Raw genomic sequence first — 13,598 nt, 5'->3', positions numbered from 1 at the left:
CAGCCGGTCATTCGGCGGAGGGGCCCGAGGGTTCGGCTTCGATGCGCACGGTGGACGGCTCGCAGCCCTCCGCCGTGGCGGTGACGGTGATCGAGCCGGGTGCCGTCGGGCGGATGACGGCGAGCGCCCGGCCGTCGAAGGTCGTGCGGACCGTGTCGAAGAAGTTCTCGGTCGTCCTGGGGTCCGCGCTGCCGAAGCCCTGGAGCACGGCGGGTCCCGTCACTTCGACGGCCACCTTGCGGTCGGCGGTGTTGTAGAGGTTGCCGGCCCCGTCGACGAGCGTGAGGGCGACGTAGGCGAGGTCGGTGTCGTCGGCGGTGATGCGGGTGCGGTCGGTCGCGGCGTCGAGGTGGACCTCGCCGGTCGCGGACCGCAGCGAGGTGCGGCCGGTCTCGCGGCCGCCGGTGTAGGCGACGGCCACGATCTCGCCGGGCTCGTAGACGGTCTCGAACTCCGCCCTGAACCGGTTCTTCTCACCCGCCGGGGCCGTTCCGACCCGCCGGCCGTTGATCAGGAGCTCGATCTCGTCCGCCGCGGAGTACACCTCGAGCCGCACGGGCCTGCCCTCGTGGCCGTTCCAGCTCCAGCTGGAGACCGAGTCGCTCCACGACCACCACATCGCGACCCTGACCGCCCGCCCGAAGTGCTCGGGGCGGTGGACGGCGATGTAGGGCTCGCCGCGCAGGCCGAACACGATCTCGCGGTAGTAGGAGGCGGGCCGGCGGTGGCCGGTGATGTCGATGTCCCCGCACCACGCCGTCAGCCACGGGTAGCCGCCCTGGTGGTTCAGCGCGGAGTTCGTGGTCTCGCTGTCGCCCTCGTACTCGATCCGGCCGGTCCCCGGCTCGCCGAGGTAGTCCCAGCCGGTCCAGGTGAAGTCACCGATGACATGGCTGTGGTCCTGGACGAGCCGCCAGTTCGTGTCGATGTCGGCGGGGTAGGTCTCGGTTCCGACGATCACCCGGTTGGGGAACTGCGCCCCGTCCTGCTCGTACCGTGATTCGAGGTAGTTGTAGCCGGCGACATCGAGGCAGGCCATCGACTCGGCGGTCTTCGAACCGACGACCTCGGAGCTCATGAGGATTGGCATGAACTCACGGAACCGCGTCATGAAGCCGTTGACGTCGAGGCTCTCGCTGTCCTTCTTCCGGGATTCGCCGGCGAAGGAGGCGAGCAGGTCGGGGCCGCCGGCGAGGAGTCCGTTGACGCCGTTCGTGACGAACCTGGTGCTGTCGATCGAGCGGATCGTCTCGGCGAGCCGGCGGCTGATCGCCGCGCCGGCGGCGGTGCCCGTCTCGGGGATCTCGTTCCCGATCGAGTAGAGGATGACGCTGGGATGGTTGAAGTCCTTGCCGACCATCGCCCGCACGTCGGACTCCCACCAGGTGGCGAAGTCGAGGGCGTAGTCCTGGCTCACCTTCGAGCGGGTCCACGCGTCGAACAGCTCGTCGATCACGAGAACGCCGAGCTGGTCGCAGGCGTCGAGCAGCGCCTTGCTCATCGGGTTGTGGGAGCTGCGGATGGCGTTGAAGCCGGCCTGCTTGAGGATCTCGACCCGGCGCTGTTCGGCGCGGTCGATGGTCGCGGCGCCGATCACCCCGTTGTCGTGGTGGATGCAGGCGCCGCGCAGGTTCACCGTCTCGCCGTTGATGCGCAGGCCCCGCAGCGGATCAACAGTGAGCGTACGGATGCCGAAGTGCGTGGTCTCCTGGTCCAGGAGCTCGCCGTCCGCCATGACGCTGGTCCGGCAGAGGTAGAGGTAGGGCCGGTCCACCCCCCACAGTTCCGGTCGTGGCACGGGCAGCCGCTGGCGCAGGGTGAGTGTGTCGCCGATGAACGTGGTGACCGGAGCGGTGTCCCCGGCGACGACCGTGCCGTCGGCGTCCACGATCTCGGTGAGCACCTCGAGGGCCCGGGTGACCGGGGATTCGTTCTGTATCTCGGTCGCCACCGCGACCACCGCGAGGTCGTCGTCCACGGCCGGAGTCGTGATCCTCACCCCGTCCAGTGCGAGGTGCACCAGATCGCCGACGATCAGCTTCGTGTTGCGGTAGACCCCGCCACCCGAGTACCAGCGGGTGTCGTTGCCGCTGTGCGCCTCCACGACGATCTCGTTGTCGCTGCCGTACTTCAGCAGGTGATCGGTGCGGACGTAGAAGTTGGAGTAGCCGTAGGCGCACTGCGCCGCGAAATCACCGTTGATGAAGACCCGGGCATTTCGGTAAACACCCTCGAACTCGAGGGTGACCCGTCGGTTCCGGTACTCCTCCGGCGCGAAGAACGTCTTTCTGTACTGGTATGCCCCGCTCGGGTAGTAGCCGCGCTGACCCGCCTCGGTATCGGCTCCGTCGCGCTCGAGCCCGACCATCGCGTCGTGGGGCAGCCGGACGTCCTGCCAGGGGGCGTCGGCCCGGCCGAGGATCTCCAGGAACGCGTCGGTCTTCCGGCGGAAGGACCAGCCGTCATTGAAGGATGAACGGATCAACCGAGCTCTCCCTGGCAACGCAGTCTTTGTTCGTCGTGGATTCGGGCGGATGGCACCTGCGCGCGAAAGGTGACCCGAGGTCGCGAAGGCGGGTGCCCCAGGCCACTAGCACGTACTAGCGTCGTGGGTAGACAAGCTAACATCGTGCTGTTAGCGCGCGCAAGTGGGCTTGAGTGAGGGGGGCGGTGGCCGTGTCAGAGGCGACGGCGAAGCGAAGGGTCACCGCCACGGATGTTGCCGCGGTCGCAGGGGTTTCGCGGGCGACGGTGGGCTTCGTCCTCAACCGGACCCGGGGGCAGACGATCTCGGAGGGCACCCGGGAGCGGGTGCTCGAAGCGGCACTGCGCCTCGGCTACCGGCCGAACAGCGCCGCCCAGGCCCTCGCCAGCGGCCGCAGCAGGATCGTCCTGTTCGTCCTGCCGGACTGGCCCGTCGAGTACAGCTTCCGGATCTACCTCGACGAGGCGTCCCGCGTCCTGGACGAGGCCGGCTACTCGCTCGTCACCTACACCCGCCGGCCCCACGGCGAGACCCGTCCCCTCTGGGAGCTCCTGACCCCGGACAGTGTCTTCGGGTTCACCTCCTTCAGCCCGGACGAGATCGCCTCGATGCGCGGCTGCGGGATCCGCCGGATCTTCCCGGACCCCGCCCGACAGGAACCCCTCGACCTCTCCCTGGCCGTCAGCGCGGGACCCCGCCTCCAGGTCGAGCACCTGCACGAACACGGCCGCCGCCAGCTCGCCTACGCCGCCTTTGCCGACCCCCTCCCGTCCTCCCTCGTCCAGGCCCGCCACGACGCGGCCCGGGAACGAGCCCACTGCCTCGACCTGCCACCCGTCGACATCAGGTACATCGACTACCGCGACGGATCCGCCGACGACGCGGTCCGTGCCTGGCACGGCGCCGGAGTGACCGGCGTCGTCGCCTTCAACGACGACGTCGCCGCCGCCGTCGTCAGCGCCGCGATCCGCATCGGGATACGGATACCCGACGACCTCGCCGTCATCGGTCACGACGACAGCCCCATAGCGACAATGTTCGTTCCCGCGCTTTCCACTGTCCGGTTCGACACCGCCACCCTCGGCCGCGGGTTCGCCGAATACGCCATCCACCAGACAGAAGGCCGGCCCCTGCCGGACTGGCGGCCCCCGGTGAGCGCCACCCTCATCCGCCGCGAGTCGACCTAGTTCTCCGAGACCTGGTTCTCCGGGACAGAGCTTTTTGAGGCAGAGCTCGCCGAGGCAGAAGACGGGCGCTGGGCGACGTCCCGCAGCGTGCGGAACGCCGGGACGAGGGCCTCATGGAGCGACTCGAAGACCGGGAGCAGCGCGCGGTAGGTGGCAGCGGACGCCGGCTCGGGGCGGTGGCTCTCACCGGCCTGCACGAGGTCGGCCGCGACGTCGAGGTTCTCGACCATGCCGAGGGCGTCCATCCCCAGCAGTGCCGCGCCGAAGCTCGTGCCCTCACGGGTCGAGGGGAAGTCGACGTCCATGCCGAGGGCGTCGGTGAGGATCTGCCGCCACAGCGCGCTGCGGGCGAAACCGCCGGTGGCCCGCGTCTCGCGCACCTCGATCCCGGCGGCCCGGATGGACTCGGCGACCAGCGCGAGCTGCAGGCAGACCCCTTCGAGTGCCGCCCGGACGAGGTGCTCGCGGCGGTGCCCCCGGGTCAGCCCGACGTAGGCCCCGCGGGAGAGCGAGTCCCAGTGCGGCGCCCGCTCCCCGGTCAGGTAGGGCAGCATCAGCAGCCCGTCGGACCCCGCGGGGGCCCGGGCCGCGATGTCCAGCACGGCCGGCTCGTCCTCCAGGTCGGGCGCCAGTGCGTCACGTGCCCACCGCAGCACCAGCCCGCCGTTGTTGATGGCCCCGCCGACCACCCAGCGCTCCGGCGCGAGGGCGTAGCAGAAGAGGTGCCCGGACGGGTCGACGGTCGGCCGGTCGACCATCACCCGGATCGCGGCGCTCGTCCCGATCGAGCAGGACGCGACCCCGCCGTGCACCGCTCCCACCCCGAGCGATGCCAGTGCCCCGTCGCTCGCGCCGACAACCACCGGCGTCGCGGCCGGCAGCCCGAGTGCCGCGGCCGCGGCCGGGGTGAGGCGGGGGAGGACCTCGGTCGTCGCGGCGAGGCGGGACAGTCGGGCCGGGTCGATGCCGGCGACGTCCAGCGCCTCGCCGTCCCAGTCGAGGGCGGCCAGGTCGAGCAGCCCGGTGGCGGATGCCACCGAGTGGTCGACGAGCCACTCGCCGCACAGGTCGGCGAGGATGTACTCCTTGATCCCCACCCAGCGGCGCACCGCCGCGAAGGTCTCCGGGTCCTGCTCGCGGAACCACACGAGCTTGGCCAGCGGGGACATCGGGTGCGTCGGCGTGCCGGTCCGGCGGTGCAGCTCCAGGCCGTGGGTGGCGCGCAGCCGTTCGGCCTGTGTCGCCGCCCGGGCATCCGCCCAGGTGAGTGACGGGGTCAGTGGCCGGCCGGCGTCGCCGATGCCGATGAGCGTGTGCATCGCGGCGGAGAAGGAGAGGCCGCTGACCCGGTGACCGGCGTTCCCGGCCTGCCGCGCCGCCCCTCTGACCGCCTCGGTCACCGCCCCCCTGATGACGTCGGGGTCCTGCACGGCCTCGCCGGGGTGGGGTTCGAGCAGGGGGTAGCCGACCCTCGCACTGGCGTGCTCGCGACCGTCCGGGTCGAAGGCCACGACCTTCGTGGCGGTCGTGCCGACGTCGACGCCGAGGATCACGTCAACCCCGGCACCGGATGCGGCTGCTGTGGAGGGCCGTCTCATGCTCTCCCTGTACCAGGGTAGAAGATCCGGGCGCGGACGGGTTGCTTCTCGTGGCGGACGGCAGGAGGGTCCCTGGCGGTGCCGTGCCGCCTACTGGATTATGGACAGCTTGCGTGCGCTAGGACACCAATATAGCGTGGCCTACGGAAACTAGCGCGAGCTAGTATCGACGGGTCGCGCGCCTGGGGCCCGCGATTGGGTTTGCATGGGCGGAAAGGCTGAGCATGATTGACCGAGAGGCTGTCGTCCGCCGTCACAACGTCGAGCTGGTGCGGGCCGACGCGGCGGCGGCGATCACGGTCGGCAACGGCGACTTTGCCTTCACCGCCGACATCACCGGCATGCAGACCTTCCCGGCCTTTCACGACCAGGCCGCCGCCCACCCGGAGAAACGCCTGGCCGTGAACACCGCGACGATGTCGACGTGGGGCTGGCACTCCATGCCCAACCCCGAGGGGTTCGTGCTCGCCGACGCGATGACCGGTTACCAGACCGCCCGCGGGCCGGTGGAGTACCCCGACAAGTTCGACATGATGGCGATGTTCACCGGCGAGATCGCCGAGGAGCACCGCGCCGGAACCTGGCTGCACTGTAATCCCCAGCGCCTCGATCTGGGCCGCATCGGACTCGTCCTGCGGCCGGATCCCGACGCCGCTCCCGAGAGCGATCCCGGGGCGCTCACGAATCCGCGTCAGCGCCTCGACCTGTGGTCGGGCGAGCTCGCCAGTGTCTTCGAGTACGCCGGGCACGAGGTGCGGGTCAGCACGGTCGCCGATCCGCGCGACTCCCGCGTCGCGTTCCGCATCGAATCCGAGCTGCTCGCCGACGGCCGGGCCGCCGTCGTCCTCCGGTTCCCCTACGCCAGCGACGACTTCTTCCGGACCTCGGACTGGAGCGCACCCGAGCGGCACACAACGGCTCTGCACCTGCTCGGCGACCAGTCCTGCCGCCTCGACCGGACACTCGACGACACCGCGTACACGCTGCGCCTGGACTGGTCGGAGGGCCGGATCAGCCCGACCGGTGAGCCGCACGAGTTCGTGCTGACCGCGTCGTCCGCCGCGCTGGAGCTCGTGGCCGGTTTCGCTCCCGGCGACAGCTGGGCGCACGAGCGCGCGGAGTTCGCGCCCGTCCGGAGCGCGGCGGCGGATTCGTGGCGCCGTTTCTGGACGTCGGGGGCGGCGATCGATGTCGCCGGCAGCACCGATCCCAGAGCGGCCGAGCTGGAACGGCGGGTGGTGCTGTCCCAGTACCTGACCGCGGTCAACTGCTCCGGTACCGTCCCGCCGCAGGAAACCGGGTTGGTCACCAACTCCTGGCAGGGCAAGTTCCACCTCGAGATGCACTGGTGGCATGCCGCGCACTTCGCCGCGTGGGGCCGTCCCGATCTCCTGGAACGCAGCCTGGACTGGTATCTGTCAATCCTGGATTCGGCCCGCGCAACCGCACAGCGACAGAGTTACGCCGGGGCGCGCTGGCCCAAGCAGGTAGGTCCGGACGGCAGGGAGAGCCCCTCCGAGATCGGGGCGCTGCTCATCTGGCAGCAGCCTCATCTTCTCTACCTCCTCGAGCTGCTCCACCGCAGCCGCACCGGGCCGGAACGCGAACGGCTGGTGGCTCGTTTCGCCGAGCTCGTCGAGGAGACGGCTCTGTTCATGGCCTCCTTCGTCGAGGACCGCTCAGGCACCTACCACCTGCCCGCCCCGCTGGTCCCCGCCCAGGAGTTCTATGACGCCAGGACCACCGAAGATCCCACCTTCGAGCTGGCCTACTGGTGGTGGGGCCTGGAAATCGCCCAGCGGTGGCGCGAACGCCTCGGCCTGGGAAGAAACGCACAGTGGCAGCAGATCCAGGACGGCATGGCGCCGCCCCGCGAGGAGGCGGGCGTCTACTCGGCGATCGCCACGGAGCCCTATCTGCGGCGCGACGACCATCCCTCGATGCTGTGCGCTCTCGGTGTCGTGCCCGTGACCCCCCTCATCGACGCCGCCACCATGGAGACGACGCTCCTCGCCGTCCGGGACACCTGGCAGTGGGACTCCGCGTGGGGCTGGGACTTCCCGGTCATGGCGATGACGGCGACGCGCATCGGCCGCCCCGACCTCGCGGTGGACGCGCTCCTCATGGACCGTCCGAAGAACCGGTACCTGCCCACCGGCCACTGCCCGCAGATGGGCAGCTTCCTCCCCGTCTATCTTCCCGCCAACGGCGGCCTGCTCGCGGCCGTGTCGCTCATGGTCGCTGGCTGGGAGGGCGCCGGCACCGACCTCCCGGGCTTCCCCCGTGACGGCAGCTGGACCATCCGCCACGAAGGTTTCATCGCCTGGCCCTGAACCAGGCGTGGTGTGTGCCGTACCGGCGGCCTGCTGGCCCGGACCACTGGCTCCAGCGGCCGGTAGGCCCAGGTCAGTCCGAGCCGATCCGGGCCGCCGCATCGGCGAACTGCGCGGCGTACAGGCGGGTGTAGGCGCCGTCGGCGTCGACGAGGCGATCGTGCGTGCCCTGCTCGACGATGGCACCGTCCTCCATGACGACGATCGTGTCCGCGTCACGGATGGTGGACAGCCGGTGGGCGATGACGAAGGCCGTGCGCCCTTCCCGTAGCCGGGCCATGGCTTCCTGGATGAGAACTTCGGTGCGGGTGTCGACGGAGCTGGTGGCCTCGTCGAGGATGAGGATCGCGGGTCTGGCGAGGAACGCCCGGGCGATGGTGAGGAGCTGTTTCTCGCCGGCGCTGAGCCCGGAGTCCTCGTCGTCGATCACTGTGTCGTAGCCGTCGGGCAGGGTCCGGATGAACCGGTCGGCGTGGGCGGCCGTCGCCGCGGCGACGATCTCGTCGCGGGTCGCTCCCCGTGCGCTGTAGGCGATGTTCTCGGCGATGGTTCCGCTGAACAGCCAGGTGTCCTGCAGGACCATGCCGACTCTGGAACGCAGGCGGGCCCGCGCCATCGTGGCGATGTCGACGCCGTCCAGGGTGATGTGACCCTCGCCGACGTCGTAGAAGCGCATGAGCAGGTTGACCAGCGTGGTCTTGCCCGCGCCGGTCGGGCCCACGATGGCGATGGTGTGACCGGGCTCGGCGGTCAGCGACAGGTTCTCGATGAGTGGCTTGTCCGGGGTGTACCGGAAGGACACGTTCTCGAACGCGACCCGACCCGTGACGGTCGATGCCGGCTGGTTCGCCTCGATGGGGTCCGGTGACTCCTCGGGCGCGTCGAGGATCTCGAAGACCCGTTCGGCCGAGGCGGCGCCGGACTGCACGGTGCTGGCCATGCTGGCGAGGAACGCCAGCGGCTGGCTGTACTGGCGGGAGTACTGGATGAACGCCTGGATGTCGCCGATCGTCAGCGCGCCGGCGGCGACCCGCACCCCGCCGACGACCGCGATGAGGACGTAGTTCAGGTTGCTCATGAACATCATGGCCGGCTGGATGGCGCTCGACACCGCCTGCGCCCGGTAGGTCGCCCCGGTCAGCTCGTCGTTGCTCTCCATGAAGACGTCCATCGCCTGCTGGTCGCGCCCGAAGGCCTTGACCAGGGCGTGGCCGGTGTACATCTCCTCGATGTGGCTGTTGAGTCGCCCGGTCTGTTTCCACTGCTCCAGAAAGAAGGGCTGGGCCCGTTTACCGAGCGCCGTCACCGCGACGAGGGACAGCGGGGCGGTGACGAGCGCGATCAGCGCCAGCAGCCATGAGATCCAGAACATCGCGGCCAGCATTCCCGCGATGCTGAACAGCGGGATGACGAACTGCCCGAACACCTGCTGCAGGCTCTGACCGAGGTTGTCGATGTCGTTGGTGACCCGGCTGAGGATCTCGCCGCGGCGCTGGCGGTCGAAATAGGAGACGGGCACCCGGGAAATCTTGATGGCGACGTCCTCGCGTAGTTGCCGGGTGACCCGCTGCACGGCGAGGTTGGCCGTCCACGCCTGGACCACGGCGCACAACCCGGCGGCCACGTACACCGCGGTCGCGTACAGCAGCACCCGTCCGACCGCGTCGAAGTCGATGCCGGAACCGGCTGCCGCGGCGCCGTCGGTGACACCGGCCGGAGACCGCGCCGCGTCGGGCTGGCGGCCCAGCGTGCCTTCGACGACAAGGTTGGTGGCGCGGCCGAGCAGCCATGGGCCCGAAGCGGTCAGGACGACACTGGCGACACCGGAGACGGCCGTGCCCACGAGCAGTCCTCGCTGCCGGGATATCGCCTGCCACACCCGGCGCACGGTGCCGCGGGAGTCCGCGGACCTGTCGGGCCGGCGCGGGCCGCCCGTCGCGGCGCCGAGGCCCTGGGCGGGGTGATTCCGGGCGGCGCGATTCCGACTCATGCGGCCTCCGCCTCGGTCATCTGTGACAGCACGATCTCGCGGTAGGTCGCGTTCCCGGCGAGCAGTGCGTGGTGGGTGCCGACGCCGACCACCCGTCCCTCGTCGAGCACGACGATGCGGTCGGCACCGCGGATCGTGTTCACCCGCTGGGCCACGATGACGACCACCGACTCCGCCGTCTCGCGGGCCAGCGCCGACCGCAGCCGCGCGTCGGTCGCGTTGTCGAGGGCGGAGAAGGAGTCGTCGAACAGGTACACCGCCGGCCGCCCGACCAGGGCGCGTGCGATGGCGAGCCGCTGGCGCTGGCCGCCGGAGAGATTCGTGCCGCCCTGCGAGACCGGTGCGTCCAGACCTTCGGAGAGCGCTTCGACGAACGCCCGGGCCTGGGCGATGCCGAGGGCCCGCCACAGCTCGTCGTCGGTGGCCTCGGGGTCGCCGTAACGCAGATTCGTGGCGACGGTTCCGGAGAACAGGAAGGGCCGCTGCGGGACATAGCCGATCGTCCGGCTCAGCAGCGCCCGGTCGAGCGCGCGGACGTCGACGCCGCCCACCAGAACCATGCCCTCGGACGTGTCGGCCAGCCGGGGGATCAGGCTGAGCAGCGTGCTCTTGCCGCTGCCGGTGCTGCCGATGATCGCGACTGTCTCGCCGGGGCCCGCGGTGATGTTCACATCACTGAGCACGGCCACCTCCGCGCCCGGATACCGGAATCCCACGCCACGCAGCTCGACGTGCGTGCGCCGGGTGAGAGCCGGCACCGCTGTGGCGGGCGGGACGGCTGTGGCGGGCGGGACGACGGTGCTCGCGGTGCCGAGCACCTCGCGGACGCGTCCGGCGCAGACCTCCGCCCGGGGGAGCATGCGCAGCAGGTAGGTGGCCATGATGGCCGCTCCGAGGATCTGCATGACGTAGCCGAGGAACGCCGACAGCGTCCCGACGCCGATCGCCCCGGAGTCGATGCGCAATGCGCCGAACCACACGACGGCGACGCCGGCGAGGCTCGCGACCGCGGTCGCCAGCGGGTACATCAGAGCCATGAGCTGGCCGGCCCGTACGGACACGTCGGTGAGCAGGGTGTTGGCCGCGGCGAAGCGCGCGTGTTCGTGGTCCTCCTGGACGAAGGCCCGGACGACACGCAGCCCCGTGATCTGCTCACGCATGATGCGGTTCACCGAGTCCGTCGTGCTCTGCTGCGTGGCTGACAGCGGTGTCATGCGGCGCAGGATGACCAGGATCGCCGCGCCCAGCAGCGGGGCGATCACGACGAGCAGGAGCGACAGCGGGACGTCCTGGCCGAGCGCGAAGACGACGCCGCCGACGCACATGATCGGTGCTGTGATCATGAACGCGAGGGTGATCTGCACGAGGACCTGGATCTGCGTGATGTCGTTGGTTGTCCGGACGATCAGCGACGGAGCGCCGAAGAGGTGCAGTTCGGTCGAGGAGAAGGACTGCACGTGGCCGAACAGCGAGGCGCGCATGTCACGCGCCAGGTACGTCGCCACCCGGGCCGCCAGCACCGCGGCGGCGATCGCGCACAGGAGCTGCACCAGGGACACCGCGATCATGACGCCGCCGACCCGCCAGATGTGGCCGGTGTCGCCGGTCAGGACACCCTTGTCGATCACGTCGGCGCTCAGGTCGGGAAGGTAGAGCGCCGCCGCGGTCTGGACGAGTTGGAGGATGGCCACCAGAGCTGTGGCCCGTCGGTACGGACGCGCATAGCGCAGCAGCAGGCGAATCAGCACGAAGACTCACAGGGGCGGTCGGGTGGGCCGCGGACCGTACGCGGACTGAGCGGCTGTAACACTAGCCGGACAGGACCACCTCCATCAAGATAGATGCATCTCTGAGAGATGCATCGCTGTTGCTGTAAGGTTGCCATGGACGGATTCGAGCTCTTCCAGTTGGGTCGCAGGCTGATGAAGCTTGGCGAGCAGGCGATCCCGGAGATGGGGCTCCACCGGATGTCCGGTCCGACGCGCGCGGTCGTGTTCGACGTCTTCGGGAACCCCGACAGCTCGATCTCGGAGATCACCGCGCGGGTCAGGTTCCCGCAGAGCCAGGTCTCGGCGTGCGTCGCCCGGTTGCGCGAGGTCGGGGCCCTGGAGACCGTCAGCGACCCCCACGACCGTCGCAGGACACTCGTCCGTCCCTCGGCCGAGGCGCTGCGCCGTGCCGAGGACCGGCCCTCGGCGCCCATCGACGACACCCTCGCCGCCGCGATCGGCAGCACCGACCCGGCCGACATCCAGCGGGTGAGAGACGCGCTCGAGGTCCTGGCCGGGCTGCTCGACCGGCGTCAACCCACCGCCGGTGTGCCCTCAGCCCCCGGCGCCGCGGACACGCCCTGACGCGTCGCGCCCGACAGCGTGAGGTTGACCCCGACGACGTCCGCCCACTGCTCGTCCTCCGACGCCGCCCCACCCGGCCCGATACCGGCGTTCGCCAGCACGATGTCGACCGGGCCCAGCTCGGCGACGCCGTCCTGGAACGCCTTCCCCAACGCCGCCACGTCACGGACGTCAGCCTGCCGGGCGACGATCCGCCGTCCCGTCTCCTCGACCGCCTTCACGGTCAGCTCGAGGTCCTCCGGAGTCGCCATCGGGTAAGGCACCGACTCCATCTGGGCGCAGAGGTCCACCGCGATGATGTCAGCACCCTCCTGCGCTAACCGAACCGCGTGGCTACGACCCTGACCGCGTGCCGCGCCGGTGATGAACGCGACCTTGCCGTCGAGCTTTCCCATCTGCGTCTCCTTGGCTGATGGTCCACCTTCCATCACGGGAGGTGGACAGGGATCTGCTGGAGCGCCACCCTGGCTTCGAGGCGGGCCAGCGCGGTACCGGGACCGTGGTGTGTGCCGAGGCCGGAGGTCCGCAGCTGGCCGACTGTTCCTCGGGGCCGAGGTCGAGGCCGGAAAGACGCGTCATCGGCGCCTCCGCGCCTCGATCGCGTCCTCTCGCGCCGGCGCCGAAGCGGTACGGGAAGCCAGCCCTCCTGGGCATTAAACGCTAGTTCAGCATCACGGCTGCGTGGCGTCAACCAGAACGCGGGCAGGATCGCCGTTCACGGGGCGGGGCGGGGCGCTCGGAGGTCCCCGGTCCCTCCTCCGCTCCGTAGGGCCGACGGGAGACCGGCCTGTGCTGGTCCAGGCCTACTTGCTCGGTCTCCGGTGAAGCTTGTACGGTCGTTCAGTAACCCCGTGGAGACCACACTGATCCGTGCCGTGAACGAACACCTCGGCGGCGGCACCGTGAGCGAACCTGACGCCGAACGGAGCTGTTCGACGTCGTTCTCACCGTCGTCCTCTACTAGACCATGGCCTGGTTCTTCCGTTCGCTGGAGATCGAGGTCGACCCGACAAGTCCGGAGCCGCCACGGCAATGAAAGCGTCACGGTTCGCCTACCATGCGCCGTCCACTCTTGCTGAGGCGCTTGCTCTGCTCGCCGAGCACGGTGACAGCGCGAAGGTCCTGGCCGGGGGCCAGAGCCTGATTCCCATGCTCGCGATGCGACTCGCCGTCTTCGACCACCTCGTCGACCTCGGCCGGATACCCGAGCTGGCCGGCATCGACCATCAGGGCGACACCGTCCGCATCGGTGCCGCCACCACCCACACCGCAGTCGAGTCGTCCGCGGACCTCGCCAGGACCGTCCCGCTGCTGGCCCGCGCCGCCCCGCTCATCGGCCACTTCCAGATCCGCAACCGGGGCACGGTCGGCGGCGCGATCGCCCACGCCGACCCCGCCGCCGAGTTCCCCGCGGTGGCGCTCGCCCTCGACGCGCAGCTGGAGACCGTCTCGCCGCGCGGGGCGCGCACCATCCCCGCCGAGAAGTTCTTCCTCGGCACCTGGAGCACCGCCCTCGCCGACGACGAGATCCTCACCGCCGTGAACTTCCCCGCCTGGCGCGGCAGGACCGGGCACGCCGTCGAGGAGCTCGCCCGCCGCCACGGTGACTTCGCGATCGCCGGCGCGGGGGGGGGGGGGGGGGGGGGGGCGG

8 protein-coding genes and 1 pseudogene are annotated in these 13,598 nt (G+C 70.2%); 4 read left to right on the top strand and 5 right to left on the bottom strand.

Annotated elements, in window-relative coordinates; all coding sequences use genetic code 11:
• Window positions 1-7 precede the first annotated feature (7 nt).
• Complete coding sequence (locus AC559T_RS14225) at window positions 8-2,485, bottom strand: glycoside hydrolase family 2 TIM barrel-domain containing protein (RefSeq protein WP_498869002.1); 2,478 nt, start codon at window positions 2,483-2,485, stop codon at window positions 8-10.
• A gap of 185 nt (window positions 2,486-2,670) precedes the next feature.
• Here AC559T_RS14225 and AC559T_RS14220 point away from each other — a divergent pair, with 185 nt between their 5' ends.
• Window positions 2,671-3,672: a LacI family DNA-binding transcriptional regulator gene (locus AC559T_RS14220; protein WP_498869001.1), complete on the top strand. Its 1,002-nt coding sequence runs from the start codon at window positions 2,671-2,673 to the stop codon at window positions 3,670-3,672.
• On the opposite strand, the gene AC559T_RS14215 is transcribed toward AC559T_RS14220, so the two are convergent.
• Window positions 3,669-5,270, bottom strand: coding sequence for a gluconokinase (locus tag AC559T_RS14215; protein ID WP_498869000.1), 1,602 nt, complete (start codon window positions 5,268-5,270; stop codon window positions 3,669-3,671). The genes AC559T_RS14220 and AC559T_RS14215 overlap by 4 nt on opposite strands.
• Window positions 5,271-5,494: 224 nt before the next feature.
• On the opposite strand from AC559T_RS14215, the gene AC559T_RS14210 reads away from it, so the two are divergent.
• Window positions 5,495-7,603: a hypothetical protein gene (locus AC559T_RS14210; protein WP_498868999.1), complete on the top strand. Its 2,109-nt coding sequence runs from the start codon at window positions 5,495-5,497 to the stop codon at window positions 7,601-7,603.
• 73 nt (window positions 7,604-7,676) lie between these two features.
• On the opposite strand, the gene AC559T_RS14205 is transcribed toward AC559T_RS14210, so the two are convergent.
• On the bottom strand, window positions 7,677-9,593 hold the full coding sequence (locus AC559T_RS14205; RefSeq protein ID WP_498868998.1) for an ABC transporter ATP-binding protein: 1,917 nt from the start codon (window positions 9,591-9,593) through the stop codon (window positions 7,677-7,679).
• A complete protein-coding gene (locus tag AC559T_RS14200) occupies window positions 9,590-11,341 on the bottom strand; it encodes an ABC transporter ATP-binding protein (RefSeq protein WP_498868997.1) in 1,752 nt (583 codons plus the stop codon). The genes AC559T_RS14205 and AC559T_RS14200 overlap by 4 nt, the downstream gene beginning before the upstream one ends.
• Window positions 11,342-11,476: 135 nt before the next feature.
• On the opposite strand from AC559T_RS14200, the gene AC559T_RS14195 reads away from it, so the two are divergent.
• Window positions 11,477-11,947, top strand: a complete 471-nt coding sequence (locus AC559T_RS14195; RefSeq protein WP_112106726.1) for a helix-turn-helix domain-containing protein — start codon at window positions 11,477-11,479, stop codon at window positions 11,945-11,947.
• Here AC559T_RS14195 and AC559T_RS14190 read toward each other — a convergent pair.
• Window positions 11,926-12,342: pseudogene (locus AC559T_RS14190) on the bottom strand (SDR family NAD(P)-dependent oxidoreductase); the annotation flags it as partial. The gene AC559T_RS14195 and the pseudogene AC559T_RS14190 sit on opposite strands and share 22 nt — an antisense overlap.
• A gap of 637 nt (window positions 12,343-12,979) precedes the next feature.
• On the opposite strand from AC559T_RS14190, the gene AC559T_RS14185 reads away from it, so the two are divergent.
• On the top strand, window positions 12,980-13,598 hold a 619-nt coding region (locus tag AC559T_RS14185; protein WP_498868996.1), incomplete at its 3' end, for an FAD binding domain-containing protein.

This window comes from Frankia sp. Hr75.2, assembly GCF_949319125.1.
Taxonomy (GTDB): domain Bacteria; phylum Actinomycetota; class Actinomycetes; order Frankiales; family Frankiaceae; genus Parafrankia; species Parafrankia soli.
This window is presented reverse-complemented; position numbering and strand designations above follow the sequence as displayed.